Source organism: Mesorhizobium sp. M0910 (assembly GCF_040319465.1).
Classification (GTDB): Bacteria; Pseudomonadota; Alphaproteobacteria; order Rhizobiales; family Rhizobiaceae; genus Mesorhizobium.
In genome coordinates, this window is the sequence record NZ_JAMYNZ010000001.1 from 386,096 (window position 1) to 405,857 (window position 19,762).

The 19,762-nt window shown below is 61.0% G+C and carries 21 protein-coding genes and 2 pseudogenes; 16 read left to right on the forward strand and 7 right to left on the reverse strand.

Going from position 1 to position 19,762, the window contains the following annotated elements; translation table 11 throughout:
- Positions 1-292: 292 nt before the first annotated feature.
- Both NKH78_RS02010 and NKH78_RS02015 read left to right on the forward strand, forming a co-directional pair.
- Positions 293-985, forward strand: a complete 693-nt coding sequence (locus NKH78_RS02010; protein WP_352691722.1) for a hypothetical protein — start codon at positions 293-295, stop codon at positions 983-985.
- A 122-nt stretch (positions 986-1,107) separates the two neighbouring features.
- Entirely contained in the window at positions 1,108-1,569 is a 462-nt protein-coding gene (locus tag NKH78_RS02015) for a recombinase family protein (RefSeq protein WP_352736938.1), read from the forward strand.
- A gap of 121 nt (positions 1,570-1,690) precedes the next feature.
- Here the strand turns inward: NKH78_RS02015 and NKH78_RS02020 are convergent, their stop codons facing one another.
- Positions 1,691-1,957, reverse strand: coding sequence for a hypothetical protein (locus NKH78_RS02020; RefSeq protein WP_352506246.1), 267 nt, complete (start codon positions 1,955-1,957; stop codon positions 1,691-1,693).
- Positions 1,958-2,073: 116 nt separating this feature from the next.
- Between NKH78_RS02020 and NKH78_RS02025 the strand changes: the two genes are divergently transcribed.
- Positions 2,074-2,331 (forward strand): hypothetical protein, encoded by a 258-nt coding sequence (locus NKH78_RS02025; RefSeq protein ID WP_352506247.1) that lies wholly within the window; start codon positions 2,074-2,076, stop codon positions 2,329-2,331.
- Positions 2,332-2,944: 613 nt separating this feature from the next.
- Here the strand turns inward: NKH78_RS02025 and NKH78_RS02030 are convergent.
- Complete coding sequence (locus NKH78_RS02030) at positions 2,945-3,151, reverse strand: hypothetical protein (protein ID WP_352506248.1); 207 nt, start codon at positions 3,149-3,151, stop codon at positions 2,945-2,947.
- Between the two features lie 479 nt (positions 3,152-3,630).
- Between NKH78_RS02030 and NKH78_RS02035 the strand changes: the two genes are divergently transcribed.
- From NKH78_RS02035 to NKH78_RS02080, 11 genes and pseudogenes are all read left to right on the forward strand, one after another.
- Entirely contained in the window at positions 3,631-4,833 is a 1,203-nt protein-coding gene (locus NKH78_RS02035; protein WP_352478408.1) for an ABC transporter substrate-binding protein, read from the forward strand.
- A gap of 77 nt (positions 4,834-4,910) precedes the next feature.
- The gene (locus NKH78_RS02040) at positions 4,911-5,777 is read left to right on the forward strand and encodes a branched-chain amino acid ABC transporter permease (protein WP_352478406.1); all 867 of its coding nucleotides are present in this window, start codon (positions 4,911-4,913) and stop codon (positions 5,775-5,777) included.
- A 5-nt stretch (positions 5,778-5,782) separates the two neighbouring features.
- Positions 5,783-6,757, forward strand: a complete 975-nt coding sequence (locus NKH78_RS02045) for a branched-chain amino acid ABC transporter permease (protein ID WP_352881726.1) — start codon at positions 5,783-5,785, stop codon at positions 6,755-6,757.
- A gap of 4 nt (positions 6,758-6,761) precedes the next feature.
- Entirely contained in the window at positions 6,762-7,541 is a 780-nt protein-coding gene (locus NKH78_RS02050; protein WP_352478402.1) for an ABC transporter ATP-binding protein, read from the forward strand.
- Positions 7,542-7,543: 2 nt separating this feature from the next.
- Positions 7,544-8,266, forward strand: coding sequence for an ABC transporter ATP-binding protein (locus NKH78_RS02055; protein ID WP_352478401.1), 723 nt, complete (start codon positions 7,544-7,546; stop codon positions 8,264-8,266).
- Positions 8,267-8,274: 8 nt separating this feature from the next.
- On the forward strand, positions 8,275-9,015 hold the full coding sequence (locus tag NKH78_RS02060; RefSeq protein ID WP_352736939.1) for an aspartate/glutamate racemase family protein: 741 nt from the start codon (positions 8,275-8,277) through the stop codon (positions 9,013-9,015).
- A gap of 102 nt (positions 9,016-9,117) precedes the next feature.
- Positions 9,118-9,822 (forward strand): GntR family transcriptional regulator, encoded by a 705-nt coding sequence (locus tag NKH78_RS02065; RefSeq protein WP_352478397.1) that lies wholly within the window; start codon positions 9,118-9,120, stop codon positions 9,820-9,822.
- A 680-nt stretch (positions 9,823-10,502) separates the two neighbouring features.
- A complete protein-coding gene (locus NKH78_RS02070) occupies positions 10,503-11,645 on the forward strand; it encodes an MFS transporter (RefSeq protein ID WP_352737024.1) in 1,143 nt (380 codons plus the stop codon).
- 794 nt (positions 11,646-12,439) lie between these two features.
- Positions 12,440-12,631: a DUF6494 family protein gene (locus tag NKH78_RS02075; protein ID WP_023679340.1), complete on the forward strand. Its 192-nt coding sequence runs from the start codon at positions 12,440-12,442 to the stop codon at positions 12,629-12,631.
- Positions 12,632-12,810: 179 nt separating this feature from the next.
- Positions 12,811-12,930: pseudogene (locus tag NKH78_RS32580) on the forward strand (AAA family ATPase); the annotation flags it as partial.
- Positions 12,931-13,413: 483 nt separating this feature from the next.
- Complete coding sequence (locus NKH78_RS02080) at positions 13,414-13,632, forward strand: hypothetical protein (protein ID WP_352776994.1); 219 nt, start codon at positions 13,414-13,416, stop codon at positions 13,630-13,632.
- Positions 13,633-14,047: 415 nt separating this feature from the next.
- Here NKH78_RS02080 and NKH78_RS02085 read toward each other — a convergent pair whose 3' ends face one another.
- Complete coding sequence (locus NKH78_RS02085) at positions 14,048-15,142, reverse strand: S-adenosylmethionine:tRNA ribosyltransferase-isomerase (RefSeq protein WP_352736941.1); 1,095 nt, start codon at positions 15,140-15,142, stop codon at positions 14,048-14,050.
- Positions 15,139-15,861, reverse strand: a complete 723-nt coding sequence (locus NKH78_RS02090) for an SDR family NAD(P)-dependent oxidoreductase (protein ID WP_352736942.1) — start codon at positions 15,859-15,861, stop codon at positions 15,139-15,141. The genes NKH78_RS02085 and NKH78_RS02090 overlap by 4 nt, the downstream gene beginning before the upstream one ends.
- An 85-nt stretch (positions 15,862-15,946) precedes the next feature.
- Here NKH78_RS02090 and soxR point away from each other — a divergent pair, with 85 nt between their 5' ends.
- A complete protein-coding gene (soxR, locus tag NKH78_RS02095) occupies positions 15,947-16,381 on the forward strand; it encodes a redox-sensitive transcriptional activator SoxR (RefSeq protein ID WP_127862987.1) in 435 nt (144 codons plus the stop codon).
- A gap of 1,030 nt (positions 16,382-17,411) precedes the next feature.
- On the opposite strand, the gene NKH78_RS02100 is transcribed toward soxR, so the two are convergent.
- Positions 17,412-17,924 carry an OmpA family protein gene (locus NKH78_RS02100; protein ID WP_352647462.1) on the reverse strand — a complete coding sequence of 171 codons (513 nt, stop codon included), beginning with the start codon at positions 17,922-17,924 and terminating at the stop codon, positions 17,412-17,414.
- Positions 17,925-17,934: 10 nt separating this feature from the next.
- Entirely contained in the window at positions 17,935-18,594 is a 660-nt protein-coding gene (locus NKH78_RS02105; RefSeq protein ID WP_352736943.1) for a L,D-transpeptidase, read from the reverse strand.
- Between the two features lie 583 nt (positions 18,595-19,177).
- Between NKH78_RS02105 and NKH78_RS02110 the strand changes: the two genes are divergently transcribed.
- A complete protein-coding gene (locus tag NKH78_RS02110) occupies positions 19,178-19,429 on the forward strand; it encodes a hypothetical protein (protein ID WP_352736944.1) in 252 nt (83 codons plus the stop codon).
- Positions 19,430-19,510: 81 nt separating this feature from the next.
- Here the strand turns inward: NKH78_RS02110 and NKH78_RS02115 are convergent.
- Positions 19,511-19,688, reverse strand: a pseudogene (locus NKH78_RS02115) (FAD-dependent oxidoreductase); the annotation flags it as partial.
- Positions 19,689-19,762 lie beyond the last annotated feature (74 nt).

Below are 19,762 nucleotides of genomic sequence, written 5' to 3' on the forward strand. Positions count from 1 at the left end.
TAGAAATTTCTGAGCGGGGGATCGGATAACTGGCTCGCGCGAGACTCCCCCATGCGCCCTTCGCTTTCCGCCAGCGAGGCCGTAACATGTTGTGTCGGAGAGTTGGACCCCAACATGGTGAGTCTGAGCCAGAAGTTACGGAGCAAGCAGCCGTTCTGCATCTATTGTGCCGGATCGACTCGCGGCGTCGACATCGACCACGTACCGCCAAGGGGGCTGTTCGATGGAAAGTGGCGACCGAAGGGCGGGGAAGTGACTACCTGCAAGCAATGTCACTGAAGGGACACGCGAGATGGACGATGTCGCGGCGTTCGCAAGCCGCTTCCTGCCCAACCCGACGACGGCTGAACAGCATGACGACGTCAAGCGGTCGATCAAATCTGTGTACCGAAACTATCCCAGCCTAATCGCCGAACTGGGCAGACCGAAGGAGGACGGCCGCTACGTTGAAGGGCGGAGGAGTGCTGGCGGCGAACGGGCCGATCATGTCCTCCGTAATGACTACCTTCGCCGCTCGCATGGGTTTGCCCTTCACCACTGGGTTACTGGGGAGATTGTCGGCCCGGCTGGTGGCGTGTTTGCGCGATGGCATTCAAACTATGAACGATTTCAAGGCCGGCTGCCCCAAGCATTTCTGGACATCCTCGGGGCGGATTACACCATGTCGCAGGGCCGGAAGAATGTGGGAGATCAGTTCAGCTTCAGGTTTGTCAAAGGCATGGAGCTTGGGGTGACCGGGTATTGGGCAATGTTTCGGCAATCGTTCGCGGTCATGGCGTTCGTCTCCCAAAACATGGCTGAACTTCGAGACGCGGCGACCGGGGTTCCTCAAAGGCTATTCCGTCAAGTTCTTGGGGTCTTGGCCCGGTCAGTACGGTCAGCCGTTCCTGACGCCCTATTCCTTCATCAAGTGACCCACCGAGGCACCCGGTCTCGTATGGTATGCTCCAGCGGTACCAGCCAAACCGGAAACCATCTTAACTGAACTGAAGAGGGTTTCCGAACATGTCTTTCATCAGGGCCTATCTCCGCGCATCAACCAAGGAATAAGACGCAGGACGGGCAAGGGAAGACCTTGAACGATTCAAAAAAGAGCGCGGTCTGGCGGTGGCCGCCTGGTATGAAGAGAACGAGAGTGGGGCAACCTTGAAGCGTCCTGAGCTGGATCGGCTCATGCGCGATTGTCATCCCCAAGACGTGCTCTTGGTGGAGCAAGTTGATCGTCTTTCCCAGTTGAACGAGGCCGATTGGGAGAAGCTGAGAGCCGACCTGAAGGCGAAGCAGGTGCGCGTCGTGGCGCTGGACCTGCCGACATCCTGGCAGGCTGTCAGTGATGGAGGCGACGAGTTCTCCCGGCGCATGGCCGAGGCGATCAATAGTATGATGCTGGACATGCTCGCAGCCATTGCCCGCAAGGACTACACCGACCGAAGAAGGAGGCAGGTCCAAGGGATCGAGAAGGCCAAGGCCGACGGGCGTATGCGGGGCCGGCAGGAGGACGCGAAGCGGAACGCCGCTGCCTCGGCGATGCTGAAGACGGGCGCAGCTGGAATCAGATTGTCGACGTAATGGGCTGCTCTCGGGCGACCGTGGCGAAGCTGGCAAAGCGGGACAGGGCGGCATAGCGAGGAGCGCTCCCGCGACACCTTGCCTGCTTATCGCCGTTCATGCGACCGCGTATGCGGGGTGGCTATTTTGAAGACCAGAAATTTTGCAGATGGATCAGACTACCCCTATCGTGACCGAACTCGATGACGGAGAGGAAGAGCGCGACAGTCCCTTCAATGCCTATCGGTTCGCCGCATCGGAGAACACCAAGGCTATCGTCCAGGAAGCGATCGGGCTGCTCCTGAACTGCGAGGCCCATGTCGGGCTCAGGACGAACAAGCGCCGGAACCGGGATCAGGAAACATTCGACCTGACCGTTGACGCCGTTCTGTCGGGCCTCATGCACCATCACGTCGCCGAGGATCCAGGCGCTCCAACCGCGTTCTCGGCACAAAGAGCCGCTATCGACCACGCGTGTACAGCAAGATGTTCCCACACATTCTCGACCTCATGGCGAAGCCAGAGATGGATTATATCGAACAGCAGATCGCTGCGCCGGTGGAAGGCGCTGCCAGGGCGACGGTCATCCGGTCCGGTCTCCGGCTTCTTGACCGGATCGCTGAGCATGGGGTCGGAATCGATGACCTCGACGAACATCCGCACGGCGAGACCATTGTTCTGAAGCGCGTCAAGCTGGTGTCTACAAGATACTCAGCCAGAACAGGGCTGGCACCTCGATCTGCCGCCTTTTCTCGTTGCGGAAACGTGTATGCTGCAGCTTAGCGCGCTGTTTCCGCCCGGGTGGAGCTAGGCTGTCAGTTTAGTGAAGTCGTGGCGCCGCGCGCGAACATGTGCCAGCAAATTCGTTTCGTTTACGACCCCTGATTGAAAGAGATTCAGCGCGGTCGAGACCAGAATCTGACCGTCTATCGAAGTGCTGTACCATTTAGCGTCGGCGGTTATCTGGTCGACAACCCGCTGGCAAATCGCCCGATCTTTAGGTCTAAGGAACTGACTTTTCAGCACTGGTAGCATCTCGATGCCTTTAAAGGGGAGTCACTTGTCTCCCACGCGACCACGCGTGGGTCTCCCGAGAATGGATACTAAACGCATCTGGACAGAAAATTGCCATTCGTTTGAGCGGTACCGATGCGGGGCGTTGGGTCGATGACGTGGTTGCGATCCCGGCCGCGGTACGGAGGCGGGTCACCGACGACCGCCTCAGGGATACACGCACTTCCTTAGGGGGCGGCCCAGCGGCTTGGGTTAGGGGCCGCTTGGCCTGACCAGCGAGCGTTCGGGAATGCTCGACTGACTGGTTAGTACATTAGACAAATCTAATGTACTTGAACCATGCGAACAAAGTACGCGGCGGTAAGAAAGTGGCTGGCACGATTCACTTACCGCGCGCTTTTGCCTTGGGTTCTGGCGAGCTTTCTGACGGGTTTGCAGCCAATTTTGCAGATCGCCGATCTGTTACCCACAGGGACTTTTTCCTCGCCACCAAATCATCACGATCGCCCTCAGCGGTCGCTCGGCTATGCATCGCAGCTGTGGCGTAGTCGGCTCTGTTGGTTCGATAGTCTTCTTTTTGGACAGTCATCGTTTGCTCCCAGTTTCATAGCCCGTCTTTTTGCCCTGGCGGGGAGATTAACTGCCGGTGCCTTACGCGAGTCAATCGATTAAACGACCACCCCGCAGTCGCGAGGGACGGGAAGCAAGCCGACAATTTTGACGTTGGAACGGCTTACAAAGTGCCGGCAACACAGCCGCCCTTTTGTCGGTGTGCGTTGATCGCGTCCATGTTGCCCTTCAGCTCCCCGATACGAGCATGCGCTGAGGGCGGGACGAAGTCTATGTGCCTTGATGGGATGCGGATTATATTCCTATTTTGTGGATGCCGCACCATCGCCGACACGAAGCCGTGCCGGTCCTACGTCCTTCCTCTACGACCGCACAAGATTGTCAACAATCTGTAAAAGTTTTGTTGACAGATAATTGATTTGAGCCTTGACTCACAAAAGTCCGCGTATCGGTCGAGTTCTGTCGCAACAATGCGCGGCCTCCAAAGGGGAAAGAACAATGATCAACAGACGTTCAATAATCACATTCGCCGCACTCGGCGCCGTCTCTGCGCTGGCAATCATGGCCGGCGGCACAATCACAGTGCAAGCCGCCAACAAGGAACTCAAGATCGGCTTTGTCGGCGTGACGAGTGGCGCGGCCGCTGCGTGGGGCACATCCAACGTCCGCTCGATGCAGACGCGCGCCGCCTGGATCAACGAAACCGGCGGGGTGAAGATTGGTGACGAGACCTATGACATCAAAATCGTCACCTTCGACGATCAGAAGGACCCGAAGCGGGCGATCGCCGGCATGGAGAAGATGGCCCAGGAGGGCATCCACTATGTCGTCGGTCCGAATGTCGACGACGGCGCGGCGGCGGTGCGTCCCGTGGCAGAATCCAAGGGCATCATCTATTTTCCTTACGCATTCCCGAAGGAACTCTACACCCCGCCGGCGTCCAACGCCGTGCTCGGCATGATCGCCAACTACCAGTCAGCTCCGGCGATCTACAAATATCTCATGGAAAACAGGGGCGTGAAAAAAGTCGCCTTTGTCGCCGCCAACGAATCCGATCCGCTGAGTCAACGGGATGGCGGTGTTGCCGCGGCAAAGGCGCTCGGGCTTGAGGTTGTAGCTGCCACGGACGTCTACCAAAACGATACCCGCGATTTCACGCCGGTACTGACGCCGATCGTTTTGCAAAAACCGGACCTGCTGGTGCTTTCGGGTGTCGCGCCCGGCAATGCTCCGCTGCTGATCCGCGCCGCGCGCGAGCTCGGCTACGAAGGTCTGATCTCCACCGAAACGGCGCAGGATGCCAAGGTGCTGGAAGAGGGCGCGGGCGAGTTGGCCAACGGTTTCATCTCAGTCGGCGGCGCATCGACGCCCGAAATCGCATCCGACATGATGAAGGAGTTCGTCGACCGCTATACGAAAATGTTTGGCGAATACAATGACGAGTCCAACACCAAGGTCTACGCGCTCGAATACATCATCGAGACGCTGAAGGCGAACCCGGCCGCGATCGACAATGTCGAGGAGTTCAAGAAGACGATCGACACTTTCTCGGCGCCCAATCCCTATCTGAAGGGCGATGCCAAGCTGACCTATGTCGGAATGACGTCGTTTGGCCAGAAGCGCCAGCTTTCGGTCCCGATGGTGGTCACGGAATACCGCGACGGCAAGTTCGAGACGCTCTTCGTCGCTCAAGTCGATTGACGCAATTGCACTGAAGCGGATTGCCGCAGAGGCTCGTGCATTCGCCTTGAGCCTCTGAATGGCCGGGAACCATCCTGATGGAACAAGTCATCGCCAACGGGCTTTATCTTGGTGCGCAATACGCCTTGATCGCGCTCGGTCTGACCCTGATCTTCGCTCTGATGAACGTGCTAAACTTTGCCCATGGGCAGATGTACGTTCTCGGTGGCTTCATCACCTACACCGTCTATGGCCAGCTCGGCATGCCTTTCGTCGTCGCGCTCGTCGCGTCCGGGATCACGCTGCTGGTCATTGGAGCGCTGGTCGAGAAATTCCTTTTCAGAACGGTCATTAGGCGAAGCGTGCGGGAGGAAAGTACGATGCTTCTCGCGGCGGCGGTCGCATTCTTCCTCGACGCCGTGATCCTCCTCCTGTTCGGCGAAAAGCAGCGCGGCGTGCCGAAGATCGTCAACGGCGTCTTCGTCTCCGACAGCCTCATAATGCCTTACGACCGGCTGCTGGTCGGCGCACTCGCCATACTGTTCATCGCCTCCTTCGTGCTTTTCATGCAGTACAGCAAGCCGGGACGCGCCATGCGGGCGCTGGCGCAGGACCGGGTCGCGGCACAGCTTATGGGCGTCGAGGTCGACCGCTATTCGATGATCGGCTTTGCGCTCGGCGCGATGCTTGCCGGCATAGTCGGCGGGCTGCTGGTCGCCATCACCGGCGTCAATTCGGGCATCGGCGGGCCGATCTCGATCAAGGCGTTCTTGATGGTGATGATCGGCGGCGCCGGCGTGGTCAGCGGAGCGATCGCCGGCGGCTTCATCCTCGGCATGATGGAATCGGTCGGCCTGACGGTGCTACGCCAATATGGCGACGTCACTTATCTCGTCATCTTCGCCGCGCTGATGGTGTTCCTGAGCATCCGCCCGAACGGGCTCATGGGCAAGCCGTGGGGGTGATCGACATGAAGCGTACACGCAACATCCTCGGCGTCGCTGTCTTCCTGCTGGTCGTACTCATCGGCGTGCCCTGGCTGATCGAGGCGACGGGTCGGCTCGACCTCTACTACACGCTGACTTCGGTCGCGCTGCTCAGCATCGCCAGCGCCGGGGTGTGGGTGACTTTCTACATCGGCCGCATCAATATCGGCCAGGGTGCCTTCGCGCTTATGGGCGGCTATGTTTCGGCCATCCTTGTCGTCCAGTATGGTGTGTCGTTCTGGCTGACACTGCCGCTGGCTGGGCTATTCTGCGCCGCTGCAAGCGTGCTGATCGGGCTGCCCATCCTCAGGCTTCGCGGCGTCTATTTCGCCATGGTCACGCTGGTTTTGACCGAAGTGGCGCGGCTGCTCGCACTGGCACTGCCGATCACCAACGGAGCCAAGGGCATGGTCAGCATTCCGCTCCCCGGCGGCATCTCGATATTCGGGCTGACCATCCTTCCGGATTTCGCGACGCTCGCCAATCCGCGTCCCGCCTTCTATCTGGTGTCGGTTGTGCTGATGGTGCTGTGCTTTGCAGCGCTCTACCGCCTAGTCCATTCGCGCATCGGCAAACTCTGCCAGTCGTTGCAGCAGAACGAGGAACTGGCCTCCTCGATCGGCGTCAATATCGCCTATCTGCGCGTCATCGCCTACGCCATCTCCTCGTTCCTCGGCGGTCTCGGCGGCGCGATGTTCGTCGCCATCTCTCAGTCGATCTATCCGTCCAGCTTCACCGTCACCGACTCGGTGAACTTCATGCTGAACTGCTTCCTCGGCGGGCTCAGCTACGTCTTCGGGCCGATGATCGGCACCTTCGTGCTCTATTTCGGCTGGGATTTCCTGTTCGAGACCGGCGAGTTCCAGTTGCTGATCTTCTCGTCGGTGCTGATCGCGCTGATGCTGTTCCTTCCCAACGGCCTGCTCAGCCTCCGGCTGTTCGGCAGGGAGCAGGGCTAGGACCATGACTGACCTTCTCCAGATCAAGGCAGTGACCAAACGCTTCGGCGGGCTGGTCGCGGTCAACAATGTTTCCTTCGCGGTCCGCGAACGCGAGATCCTTTCCGTCATCGGCCCCAACGGCGCCGGCAAATCGACGCTGTTCAAGCTGATTTCCTCTTTTCTCAATCCGACCTCGGGCGAAGTGCTGTTCCGGGGAGAGCGGATTTCAGGCCTGGCGCCGCATATCGTCGCCCGGAAGGGCGTCGTGCGCACGTTCCAGGAGACGACGATCTTCAAGGGCATGACGGTGCGCGACAATGTCATAATCGCGCATCACCTGCGTTCCAATGCCAGCCTTGCCGGCTTCTATCTCGGCACGAATACCGCACGGCGCGACGAAGATGAATTCGGCCGCTCGGCCGACGAGATCATCGACTTCCTCGGTCTCGGCGCGCAACGGCATGAGATCGCCAGCACGCTGCCGCACGGCCATCTGCGCGCGCTCGGGATTGCCATCGGGCTCGCCACGAATCCGACCGTCCTTCTGCTCGACGAGCCCTTCGCTGGCATGAACCATGACGAAACCGTGCGCGCGGTGGAGATGGTGCGCGGCGTGCGGAAGCGCGGCGTGACTGTCCTGCTGGTCGAGCACGATATGCCCGCCGTCATGAACATTTCCGACCGAATCGTCGTACTGAACTTCGGTGTGAAAATCGCCGAGGGAACGCCGAAGGAAATCCAGGAGAACGAAAAGGTCATCGAGGCCTACCTCGGCGCCGAAGATGAGACGATCGGATTTTAGCCATGAGCGAACTGCTGAAAGTCTCCGACGTCGAACTCTACTACGACCATGTCTATGCACTGAAGGGTGTGTCGCTCAACGTCAACGAGGGCGAGACCGTCGCGCTAATCGGCGCGAACGGCGCGGGCAAATCTTCGATCCTGCGCGCCATCACCGGCCTGAAGAAGGTCCGCAGCGGCGAGATTCATTTCCAGGGCCACCGCATCGACGGAACGCGCCCTGACGAGCTGGTCAGGATGGGCATCGCCATGGTGCCGGAGGGTCGGCGCGTCTTTTCCTACATGACGGTGCGCGACAATCTGATGATGGGCGCCTTCACCCGCATCGACAAGGCCGAAATCGCAAGGACGCTGGACATGGTGCTCGGGCGCTTCCCGCGCCTGAAGGAACGCTATTCCCAGACGGCGGGTACGATGAGCGGCGGCGAACAGCAGATGCTGGTGATCGGGCGGGCGCTGATGGCCAAACCGAAGCTTCTGCTGCTCGATGAACCCTCGCTCGGCGTCGCGCCGAAGCTCGTTCAGGACATCGCCCGCTCCATCGTGGCGATCAATCGCGACGAAAAGGTCAGTGTTCTCTTGGTCGAGCAGAATTCGCGCATGGCGCTGCGCATCTCGCAGCGCGCCTACGCACTGACGACCGGAAAGATCGCGCTGGCCGGACATTCGGCTGAGCTGCTTGGCGACGACCGGGTCAAGAAACTCTATCTCGGCGGCGAAATATGAAAGCGCAAATGGACGTACTCGTCGTCAATCCCAACACCACCGCGTCCATGACCGAAAAGATCGGCGAGGCGGCGCGCCGCGCGGCTTCGGCCGGCACCAGGATCATCGCCGTCAATCCGAAGGACGGGCCGCCGAGCGTCGAAGGCTATTTCGACGAGGTCTTCGCCATCCCGGGAATGATCGGCGAGATCCAGAGACATCCGGCGGCGAGCGCCTGCGTCATCGCCTGCTTCGACGACACCGGCCTCGACGCAGTACGCTGCGTCCGGGAGATGCCGGTGGTCGGCATCGGCGAAGCGGCGTTTCACATGGCGAGCCTGATTGCCGGCAAATTTAGCGTGGTGACGACGCTGTCGCGTTCGGTGCCGGCGATCGAGCACAATCTGGTTCGCTACGGCCTCGCCAGCCGCTGCGCCAAGGTGCGGGCAAGCGACGTTCCCGTTCTGGAGCTCGAAGTGCCCGGCTCCAACGCCCGCCATCGAATTTCGGAGGAGATCGAGCGCGCCATCCGCGACGACCGGGCCGAAGCGATTGTGCTGGGATGCGCCGGCATGGCCGACCTCGCCGCCGCGCTCAGCCGCGAACATAGCCTTCCCGTGCTCGACGGCGTCGCCTGCGCAGTAAAACTCTGCGAGAGCCTCGTCGGCCTTGGCCTGTCGACCTCAAAGCGCGGCGGCTACCAGGTTCCACTCGAAAAATCCTTCGCCGGAATCTTTGCGCCCTTTTCGCCCTCCGGCCGTGTATCCTGATGCGTGCAAAATTGTTGACATTCCCACACAGGATGTTCGATGTGCGGCCGGAAACGCGGTGTTCGTGCCGCTATGCGATCCGGCCGCCGGGACAATGAGACGATGGACCTGCTTGGGCCAAAGCCACGGGATGGCGACAAGCCGACGATGCGCTGGTTTCCGGTCTATGCCGGCCTGCGCGACGCCATCGTCAGCCACCGCCTCGCACCGGGCACAAAACTACCCGAGGACGAACTCGCCTCGATCTATTCGGTGAGCCGCGCGGTGATACGCGCGGCGCTGCAGGCGCTGTCGCATGACCGCTTGGCTCGGCTCGAGCCGAACCGCGGCGCGTTCGTCGCCCAGCCGACCAAGCAGGAAGCGCGCGAGGTGTTCGAGGCGCGGGCGCTGATCGAGCCCAAGGTCGCGGCGCTTGCCGCCGAAGTGGCAAAGCCGGCCGAGATCGCGCAACTGCGGCTTCATCTCGAAAAAGAGCACGAGGCCCTGCATGCCGGCCGCGACAGCGACGCCATCATGCTGTCGGCAAAATTCCATGTCGGCATCGCCGAAATCGCCGGCCATTCTATCCTGACCGGTTTCGTCAAAGACCTGCTGTCGCGGTCGTCGCTGATCATCGCGCTCTACTGGCGCCGCCGCGACACCACCTGCGAAAGCCACGCCCATCACGCCCTCGTCGATGCCATCGAAAAGCACGACGCACAAAACGCGTCCGACCTGATGCGAAGCCATCTCGTCGAACTTCTGTCCGGCCTTGATCTCTCGCTTGGCGAGAAGAAGCCCGAGAGCCTGTCGGACATCTTGCGCTGATCTGCGTTGTCAAACTCTTCGCCAAGCTTCGCATTGCAGATGTCGTCGCGATGCTGGACGAATATCGGATCACCCGCAACCGACACCGGCCAACGAAGCTCGCGCGTAAGTGGCCGCTCTCAAAGCTAGTAAAGCCGAAGTGCCATACTTGATCGCCCCCGATCGGGCGCTCACGGCGAAGCCAGGATGCACGTCACCCCGCAATCCTGACTTGGCGCCTACCCCTGAAACGTCCCAATGCGACATTTCTACTTGCCAGCAACGCGACATTCGAACTTGGTTGCAACATGATCCCAGGTTGATTGGCGATCCTGCCCCCGGTCCACCCGGTTCCGAAACGGCACTATGCGCCATCTTGGGACGTTCAATGCGGCGGGGAACTTCGCGATCCGACCCTTCTTCCCGACCTTGACAGCCAAGTGCAATATGCGCCAGTTGCGTCTTCGGTCGTTGCAAGCCGTTGACACGATATGATTCAGCATTGTTGGGCGGTAGCCCGAGGATTGAATCCGATATTCGCCTCGCTGGAATGTCTAATGCGACTCCGTCATGATCCTTCCGGCCCCGTCGAGCGACGCTGCCAAAGCCGGTGACGCCAATGCAGGTGATGAGGTCAGGCTAGATCAGTGCAGCAGATCCGCCCGGCGACTTTTCTTTTTGCGGCCCGAGCCCTGCGGGACATGGGCGACGGCTTCGTGGCCGTTCTGTTGCCGGTATATCTCCTCGCATTAGGCTTCGCGCCTCTGCAGGTCGGCATCATTGCAACCGCATCGCTGCTTGGTTCAGCGCTCTTGACCATCGCCGTCGGACTCCTTGGTGCCCGACACGATCACCGCCAACTCCTGCTTGCCGCCGCCAGTCTGATGGTCGCCACGGGTGTGGCCTTTGCTGTGGTCCACGACTACGCGCTGCTTTTGGTGATCGCCTTCGCAGGCACCATCAACCCGTCGGCCGGCAGCGTCAGCGTATTCGTGCCCTTAGAGCATGCCGTGCTCACACGCGAAGTCACCGACGCCGCGCGGACCAAGATGTTCGCGCGCTACAGCCTTGTGGGTGCGCTCGCAGCCGCGGTTGGCGCGCTCGCTTCGGCGACACCTGATCTTCTGGCTCCAGCCGGCCTCGATCAACTCACCGGCATCAAGGCGATGTTCGTGCTCTATGCGTTGCTGGGCCTGCTCGGCGGTCTCCTTTACGCGCAGATCCCGCAGCGCCGTCCAACGTCGGACTCCGGCAGCACGTCCGCGCTTGGCCCCTCGCGGAATATCGTTTTCAGGCTTGCGGCCCTTTTTAGCCTTGATGCCTTTGCCGGCGGCTTCCTCGTCCAGTCGCTGCTTGTCCTGTGGCTTTTTGAAAAATTCGACCTGTCGCTTTCGGAAGCGGGCTTTTTCTTCTTCTGGTCCGGCATCCTTTCGGCGTTCTCATTCCCCGTTGCCGCCTGGCTGTCGCGGCACATCGGACTCATCAACACGATGGTGTTCACACACATTCCGTCCAGCATCGCCCTGATGCTGGCGGCGCTTGCGCCGACGCTCCCTCTGGCGCTCGCCCTGCTGCTGATCCGTGCCGCGCTTTCGCAGATGGACGTCCCGACGCGCTCATCTTACGTCATGGCCGTCGTCACGGCGGCGGAGCGGGCAGCCGCGGCGAGCTTCACATCGGTCCCGCGCAGTTTGGCTGCCGCAGCCAGTCCCGCCCTGGCGGGCGCTCTGTTCGCTGCCTCGTTCCGGGCATGGCCCTTCCTGATCTGCGGCGCACTCAAAATCATTTATGATCTGCTGCTGCTGATGCAGTTCCAGAACGTCAAGCCGCCAGAGGAACGCTGATATTTGGGTTGCTTGACCGGGAGGGGTCAATGGCGAAGGCAAATGTTGGAAAGGTCGTCGATCATTTCGGCTCTGACTCCGGACTTGTTGAATGCCTAATGTGACCCGACATCCTCGACGCGATGCCTGCAGACCATCACCCGCAGCGCAGCAGACAACGAAAGTCTCCGCTGGGTTCGACCGATCAGGCCGGCCGTGCTTTGTAAAAGCGGCACCAACCATCGGGGCTGATTTCACCCGCGACAATCTCGCTTGCATTTCGGCTCCACGGGTGCATCCGCCGCAGCGGCGACCCTTGTTTGGAACATCCTGACAAAGCGCCACAGGCTTTGGGGTGGTGCCGCGCGCCGCAGGCTGACCTGTCATGCAGGAAGCAAGCCCACCTGCACCTGCAATCGCCCGCGCCGGTCATCGACACCTTAAGAAGTTTCCGGCGAGACAGCGCTTGGCCTGTTGTGCCGACCCGCAATTACCTCACCACGATCTTCTTTAATGATCTTTCCTCCCAATCGAACCCAAAGAAGCGCCGAGTGCTGATCAGATCGATTTGAGGTACTCGATCAGATCACTCTTTTCCTGATCGGTCAGAGCAAGGCCGAGATGGCCGTCATAGTGCTCCTTCTGCGCAAGACGTCGATCGGTTCCACTCCTCCTGCCAGGGGTCGATCAAGTTTAAGGACCCGACGTCTCCTCCCGGCTCCAGGTCTATTTCTATAAAACCGTGCGTCACCGTCCTGCTTCCTTGATCCCTTGCCTTCCCTTACAATCCCTTCCGGATACAGAGGAGTTCCGCCATGAGCGAAGACGCCGTCAACATGTCGATCCGCAAGTTCCTGAAGGAAGTCGGCGTCACCTCCCAGCGCAAGATCGAGGAGACGGTGCGCGAAGGGCAAATCGGCGGCAAGAAACTGAAGGTCCGCATGACGCTGACGGCGGAAGGCACCGGCCTCAACCACGTGGTGGACGGCGAGATCGAACTTCCATAAGCCGGGCGAAGCGACCTAGCGAAACGGCCGAGGCGGCCGAAAGCGGTCGAGACGGATCAGCGGTTGGAATGGCGTCTGGCCGTGTGGATGTAGTACCGTTCACCCCACGCTCTTGCGACTCTGACGGAACGCGAAAGACCGACCCTTTCCAGTCGTTGGTTCAACGAATCTATGGAGGCGCCCGACGACGATATGCGGTTGTCGAGGAACCGGGCCGACGTATCGTCGCGGAGGAACTTGATCGGAACGGCGATGTGCTACCCTGGGTTGACGCGGCGGCGTTCGCCCGCCGCGCCATTACGTGAAGCGGCCGGCGACCGTCTCCAACGCCGGTTGCCCGTTTGAAACTCGAGCGCGGCCGCAGCATCGATTTGATCTGTCGCCGGCGCGCAGCCTCTCCAGCGCGCCCCATTCGCCATGAACCATTTCCAAGGCTGGCAGGCTAATTTCGATGGGGCGCACCTCGTCCACTCTGGCGCCCGATCCCATATCGCTTTGCCCACACGAATGGTCCTGTCATCGCGGCCAGCGTAGTCGGCCGCTGATTTGATATCCCGCAGTTCATCGGGCCGCATCAGGACGGATCGAGGAGGCGCCCTGTTTCTGGCGCTGTGTTGACAGGGAGCGCGTTGGTCATTCGGCTCATCGCGCCTTTGTCGCGGCTGCAAAGACGGCCGGACCATATAGGCAGCGCTCATCACTGATAGAGGAACGGCGGCACCCCGCTCGCCCGATATCAGGGAACGATATCGCCCCCCATGTATTAGAAACTGATGGATACTATGGAACCCCACGGCCACGGGATAGCGGCCGATATTTTGACATCGGAAGTTGCCATTGCCAGGCAGCGCATCCATCGGACTGAGCTCGCGCTTCAACGCACTGAAGAAATGCTGGCCAAGAATCTCGCGCTTTGCAGCAGGATACGAGCTGCGGTCGAGGCCGCAGACCGCTTGGTGAAGATCGATCCCCCCAGCTTTGAAGGACGTCGCGCCGGTTGAACTGGGCCGGCGTTTCATTCGTCGCGACCTTCCGGCCGACGGCGCCACCACTCGCGCTCAAGCACGGCGGCAACCATGTCCACAGACGGCGAGCGCGGTTCATCGTGGGCGGACTGATGCTCGGCCAGGAACCGATCGTCGTCCGGCCGATGGCTTCAGCGACGTGGGCCAGCGGTTGGTCGATCCAGGCCGCGGCGGAGCGATCGGTCGACGTCATGCCAACGGCTCGGTGTCGGGAATGCTCGGGGCCGCGGTGGGTAGTGGTACACTCGCCGGAAAGGTCGGCAATTGGCGCGTTGTGCCGGTTCGGAACCGGGTGGACCTGGGGAGAACCGTCAATCAACCTTCGGTCTGTTACACTTCTCCGAAGCTGACGTTCGCGGTGCGGCCCGGAATGCCACCGAACCTGCCGACATCATAGCCACGCCTCGAGTAGAGGCTTCGTCTCGAGCACCTCGGCACGGTTCTGTTCGCGCGATAGAAGCAGCGGTTGGCGATTGAGCAGCATGGAATCGCCGAATTCATGCGCGCGGTATCGATACGCGGTGAAGGCTGCGGAGGCCTTAGCGAGCAGAGCATCGTCGGCAAAGGCGCGCAGGAGCTCGAAATGGCTTTCGCCGGGCTGGTGGACGCCTGTGAGAATCGCATCGACCACGCGAAGCCGCGTGCCCCGCGCGACGCACCCTGTCGCAATGCCATTTCCGGCACGCACATTGCCGCCGGGATTGGCGGCTGCCTCAAGTGCGCGCACTACGCTCGTGCCGATCGCAATGATGCGGCTGCCGCGCAGCTTCGCCCGCGCGACCTGCGCCGCGGTGCGCCCAGGGATGCGGTATGGCTCGTCGAAGGGAAGGCGCGAGTCGAGCGCGGGATCGCCGGTGGAAGACACGCCCGAAGCATGCGTGAGTGTTGCAAAGCCAACGTCGTGCCGACGCCAGGCTTGGAGCGTGCGCCAGTCGAGCGCGAAGCCTGCCGACGGCGCCTCGAACGCGACCGGCCCGGCGGCAATCTTCGTCCAAACATCCCACAGTGCCAACGGCTCGGGAACATGCGCGTATTGGATCGGCCGGCCGTGCTGCGCCAGTCCTGCAAGCACTGCTGCGCGGTTGCCTGGGAAGTGCAACTCGAGAAGGCGTGGATGGTCGAGAAGGCGCTCGACGACGGCGTCAAGCGAGCCGAGCCGGAGGCGATCGCCTGGTGACAGCGGAGGTGGGGGCAGCCGGTCTTCCGTGCGCGTGCGGTGATCGCCCGAGCCGAAGGCAATCGCCACGAAACGGGTTGGATCGGGAAGTGACAGCCAGCCCGCCAGGCGGATCTCGATCGCCTCACCGCTTGGGACGTGCGTGCCGTGCAAGCTGGCAGGCAAGGTCGCGGCGTCATTGGCGACGACCTGATCGCCGGGACCGAATAGCGTCGCGATTCCAGCACGCGGAAGGTCGCGCATCGTGCCGTCCGCCTCGACGACCAACAGCCTGGCTTTGCGCCGATCGGAACGATCGGCGGCAATCATGCGCATGCCCCGGCGTGAAGCGTAGCGCGGACCTGTAGCGCGTCGATCATCTTTTCGATGATCTCGGCAGCAGCCAGTTCGGGGCGTTTCAATGTAGACGGATCGGCGTCAGGAAGCGCTAGCGCGTGCAGCGGGGTGTCCATGTCGCCAGGGTCGGGTGCGAGGAGCCGTATGCCGTCGGCTTTCGCCTCCTCCTCCCAAATCGCCGTCAGATGGGCAAGAGCGGCCTTGCTCGCCCCATACGCGCCCCAGCCGGGATAGGCGTTCACCGCCGCGTCGCTGGAGATGTTGATCACCATCGCGCCACGGCCCTCGCGTGCGGACGCGGCAAGCGCACCGAACAGGGCCTTCGTCAGCCGGAACGCGCCGACCAGGTTGACCGCGAGCGCCACTTCCAGCTCCTCGCACTCAGTATCGGCGAGGAGCGCCAGAGGGATAGGGCCGAGGCTCGAGGCATTGTTGATCAGGACGTCGAGCCCGCCGAGGCTGGCAGTGACCTGTAGCGCGATCGAGTAGGTGTCCTCCTTCTTGCCGACGTCGCCGACAATGCCGTGCGCGCCCGTCTCGTCAGCAATGCGTTCGACATTCGCGGCGGTGCGAGCGACGAAGGCCACGCACGCACCCTGCGCGGTCAGCTGCCGCACAAGCGCCATTCCGAGCCCGGAGGTGCCGCCCGTGACCGCCACGCGAAGTCCTTGAAGATCAATATTCGACTGCATTACCGGTGCTCCTTCAAGCTTTATGGCCCTTGCTACAAGTTCAAGTTAACTTGAAGTCAAGCGGGAATCGTGCTTTCGTTCATGCATGGATTCCATGCTGACCATTACCGACGTGTCGCGGCGCAGCGGCGTCGCCTCATCGGCCCTGCGCTTCTACGAGGAGCGCGGCCTAATCGCGTCCGAGCGGGCCGGCTCGGGACACAGACGCTATCCGCGATCCGTGCTGCGCCGGATCGCCTTCATCGTCTTCGCGCAGCGAATTGGGCTGACTCTTGAGGAGATCGGCGCCGAGCTGGCCAAGTTGCCAGCCGATCGCGTGCCGTCGCGTCGGGATTGGTCGCGGTTGTCGGGCCAGTGGACTAAGCGCATCGACCAGCGCATCGCCGAGTTGCAGCGCCTGAGGTCCGGGCTTACCGAGTGCATCGGTTGCGGCTGTCTGTCGATCGACCGGTGTAGCCTTGCGAACCCTGCCGATATGGCAGGACGCAAGGGGCCGGGGCCGAGGTATTGGCTGGGGTGAGTTGGCAGCGTGCCTGTCACTATTGCAGGACTCGGCAGCGCAAGACTTCGCCAAGTGCGAGACGCTGCGGCCCGGTAAGGTTCAGCGGCGGTATTGTTCGTCGCTGACTTTCTCCATCCGCTCGACGGCCTTGCCATCAAGTGCTTGCGTCGTCCTGCCAGACGGTCGTTCCTTCTAAAAATGCGGCTGCATTTCAGCAGGCCAAGCGAAATAAGGAAATACGTCGAACTGCTCCGGGTGCGGCAGTCATTAACCTCTTCAGTCCCGCCCGAAACGTTTGAGTATTGGAGCCGTTGCGCGTTGGCACAGGCTGATCGGATTGATCCGGCGGTTGGGGAACCTTTCTTGCGGCAACGAAGGACGAAGATGGTGTTTAGGCCATCGGTAATGGTAGCCCGTTCAAAATTTCGCCAATCGTTGGTTGATCGCCCGAACGGTACTGCATTCGGTACCGCATGACCCAAGGTTTTACGTTAAGTATCCGAATTTGTCAGCTTTTTCGGCGCAGTTCGTCCCATCCATCATCGTCGAGTTCGTGGTTGCTCGATCTCGATTTGCTGTCAGGCCGCTTGCCAACGATAGCAAAAAAGCGCCCCCTCAATAGTGGGTGTCGCGATGTAGCGGTCTCCCACTACCAAGAATTTCTCAAGTAAACTTGACAATCGGCTAGCCCTTAAAGCTGGCCGATTGTGTTTCGCGCCATGTTGCAAGCAGCTACCGGTGATTTGCAAGGATTTCCTGCGACACTCGGCAAATCCACGCGACACGCGCGCGACATGGATTGACCTTTTCAGGAACCGGCTTCGAAACTGGCCCTGGCAGCTTGGTTCCTTTCGTTATGCTTGCCACCGAGGCTGCGGGCGTATCCCAGCGATCCGGAACAGCGTTATCGCCGCACACAGGGCGCTCCCTTCAACGTCCGCTTCAAAGTGTCGGCATTGAGTTTCTGTATGACTGCCCTAGGCGCAAAGCAGCCATGCCGCCGTCGTATGTGAGACTCTGCTTCGAGTCACAAGAAAAACAGCAACCTCTACGACTCGTCCCTCTCATCGCGCAAATTAGACACAACGCGGCGGTTCTGCGACCTGCAGGCGGTGTCGGGGCAGTCGCGGACGAGCCTGTCCTTGCCGTAGCCCTTGGCCCACATGCGATTGCGGTCTATACCGCCGGCGGCGAGGTAGTCCATCACCGCATCGGCGCGCTGCTGCGACAGCGCCATTTCACTTGCGCCGGGATCGTCGGCGAACCCCTGCAGCTTGAGCAGCCAGCGCGGATGCTTTGCTAACCAGGCGATCTGGGTGTCGAGGGTGGCCTTGGCGACAGAATCGAGCGCGGCCGAACCTTGCGTGAAATAGGTGCGGCGGCCGACATTGAGGATAAAATCCTCCTCGCTGCCCGGCTGCACGTTCTGGAAGCCGGCAACCTCGGTGTTGGTGATGTCAGGCGTGGAAGGGGCGAGCGTGTTGCTGGTCGAGCAGGATGCGACCAGCATCAGCAGGCCGGCAGCGAGCAGCCGGCGCGTGTTTTCAATCATGCGGTTCATGAGGCGCCAATCATTCGACAGTGGTGGAAGCGGGCGCCTGGTCGGCGATATGCGGCAGGACCTGCACCGCGGTGCCGATCGGGCAGCGCTGGTAGAGGTCGATGATGTCTTCCGGGAACATGCGGATGCAGCCGCTGGAAGCGTCGGTGCCGATGCTCCATGGCTCCAGCGTGCCATGCAGGCGGTAGCCGGTGTCAGCGCCGTCGCGGTGCAGATAGAGCGCGCGCGGCCCGAGCGGATTGTTGGACGCGCCGCCTGCGATCATGGGCGGTAGTTCCGGCCTGCGCTTACGCATTTCGGGGGGCGGGACCCAATCCGGCCACAGCGCGCGGCGGTCGATCGTCGCGCGGCCGTACCATTTGAAGCCGTCCTTGCCGACGCCGACGCCGTAGCGGATGGCGGTCTTGTTTTCCATGATGACGTAGAGGAAATGGTGGCGGGTATCGACCACGACGGTGCCGACCGGCTCGCTGCTGAAATACTTGACGATCTGGCGATGCCATCTCTTATCGATCTTGGCGAAGTTGGTCTTGCGATAGACAAAATTGTTGTCGCTGGCGGTACCCGCGAAAAAGGATTTTGCCGCCGCGGCTTGAGCAATATTGCTGGTTGCACCCACCGCGACCAGCGCCAGGCCGCCGAGCACGACACCCCTGCGTGACGAAACCATCGGCAATATCCCCCATGCCAAAAGCCTAGCTCAAGCATAGTTGAGAATTACTTCGCCTCAAAGTGGAAAATGCCGCGTTGCTGCAGTCCGCCGGAAGCGGACTGGCGAGAGGTGAATAGCTGCCATTCCAGCACTCCGCTGTACGCGCCCGCCGGTGCCGCAACGAAGCTGCGCCGAGTTAGCCTTGAGCACGTATGTCCATGACGGAGACGAGCCAAATCCCGTCGTCGACTTTGGTGATTCCGAGCCTCTGGCCGGCGAGCGTTGCGCTCGAAGCAGAGCTGTCGGTCTATTCTGCCAGCCTCCTGCATAGCCGCATTCCGTCGCGATCGACTGCGTCGCTCTCAGAAGGCGCCCGGCGGCGGAAACGGCTAAAACGCCTGCCTTTTCGCCGGCAGCTCAGCCGCTTTCCGTCGAAGGGTGAACCCGTTGCCTAGTCCGAAATGGTTACTTGCGCTTCAGCTAATGTAGTCACATTCTTGGGCAGTCGGAAGCCGCATGGATCGGCCAGGCGCGAGTAACCTCTTCGCCGGCGTCTCAAGGCAGTCGACCACACGTTTGCGGTGCTCTAAGGGGGGAATCAATGAGATTGGCGATTATTTGTGCGGCAATGGTGATTGCCGTATCCACCGCAGCCGTTGCGCACGAGAAAAAGAGGGTGGTCAACACAGCGTCGGCCTGCGCCGACGTGTCGCGCAGCACGATCAAGAAAACCAGGGAAACAAAGCTGGATCGCAGTTCAACCGGAACTGCCTCCAGCGGGATTTCGAAAGGCAAATCGGAGCCGCGCCTGGGCTATGAAATGGTTAATCCTGCAATCATATCGATCTATTAGCTGCGGAAAAGCAGGCAAGTCTATCGGCGTCCCGGCTACGCAGGCTTGATCCTGCGGGACAGAAGTTGCCACTGCCTGCGCTCAATGTTTGATGCGGTCGCGCCGTGCGTACCAAAGCATGCCGAGCACGTGGAGCGGGCCGCTCAGCGCCGTGCCGCCGGGGAACGGCAGCGTCGACAGGTTCACCCTTGCCCGAATAGCCATGCGCAAAATAGACCTCGCCGTAGCGGCCGACATGCGGCAGGCGCGGTGTCGTCAACTGGCATTTGCATTGAGTCGCAGCCGAATGAAAGTCATATCGGGCGTGGCGCTGTAGCCGAAGGCTGAGGTCGG

Coding starts and splice junctions, on each gene's coding strand:
- NKH78_RS02045 (WP_352881726.1), top strand. CDS start 5,783: ATGAAGCGTACACGCAACATCCTCGGCGTCGCTGTCTTCCTGCTGGTC.
- NKH78_RS02075 (WP_023679340.1), top strand. CDS start 12,440: ATGAGCGAAGACGCCGTCAACATGTCGATCCGCAAGTTCCTGAAGGAA.
- NKH78_RS02050 (WP_352478402.1), top strand. CDS start 6,762: ATGACTGACCTTCTCCAGATCAAGGCAGTGACCAAACGCTTCGGCGGG.
- NKH78_RS02070 (WP_352737024.1), top strand. CDS start 10,503: ATGGGCGACGGCTTCGTGGCCGTTCTGTTGCCGGTATATCTCCTCGCA.
- NKH78_RS02020 (WP_352506246.1), bottom strand. CDS start 1,957: ATGGTGCATGAGGCCCGACAGAACGGCGTCAACGGTCAGGTCGAATGT.
- NKH78_RS02040 (WP_352478406.1), top strand. CDS start 4,911: ATGGAACAAGTCATCGCCAACGGGCTTTATCTTGGTGCGCAATACGCC.
- NKH78_RS02010 (WP_352691722.1), top strand. CDS start 293: ATGGACGATGTCGCGGCGTTCGCAAGCCGCTTCCTGCCCAACCCGACG.
- NKH78_RS02065 (WP_352478397.1), top strand. CDS start 9,118: ATGGACCTGCTTGGGCCAAAGCCACGGGATGGCGACAAGCCGACGATG.
- NKH78_RS02080 (WP_352776994.1), top strand. CDS start 13,414: ATGGAACCCCACGGCCACGGGATAGCGGCCGATATTTTGACATCGGAA.
- NKH78_RS02090 (WP_352736942.1), bottom strand. CDS start 15,861: ATGCAGTCGAATATTGATCTTCAAGGACTTCGCGTGGCGGTCACGGGC.
- NKH78_RS02035 (WP_352478408.1), top strand. CDS start 3,631: ATGATCAACAGACGTTCAATAATCACATTCGCCGCACTCGGCGCCGTC.
- NKH78_RS02025 (WP_352506247.1), top strand. CDS start 2,074: ATGGATTATATCGAACAGCAGATCGCTGCGCCGGTGGAAGGCGCTGCC.
- NKH78_RS02110 (WP_352736944.1), top strand. CDS start 19,178: ATGAGATTGGCGATTATTTGTGCGGCAATGGTGATTGCCGTATCCACC.
- NKH78_RS02030 (WP_352506248.1), bottom strand. CDS start 3,151: ATGACTGTCCAAAAAGAAGACTATCGAACCAACAGAGCCGACTACGCC.
- NKH78_RS02105 (WP_352736943.1), bottom strand. CDS start 18,594: ATGGTTTCGTCACGCAGGGGTGTCGTGCTCGGCGGCCTGGCGCTGGTC.
- NKH78_RS02055 (WP_352478401.1), top strand. CDS start 7,544: ATGAGCGAACTGCTGAAAGTCTCCGACGTCGAACTCTACTACGACCAT.
- NKH78_RS02085 (WP_352736941.1), bottom strand. CDS start 15,142: ATGATTGCCGCCGATCGTTCCGATCGGCGCAAAGCCAGGCTGTTGGTC.
- soxR (WP_127862987.1), top strand. CDS start 15,947: ATGGATTCCATGCTGACCATTACCGACGTGTCGCGGCGCAGCGGCGTC.
- NKH78_RS02100 (WP_352647462.1), bottom strand. CDS start 17,924: ATGAACCGCATGATTGAAAACACGCGCCGGCTGCTCGCTGCCGGCCTG.
- NKH78_RS02060 (WP_352736939.1), top strand. CDS start 8,275: ATGGACGTACTCGTCGTCAATCCCAACACCACCGCGTCCATGACCGAA.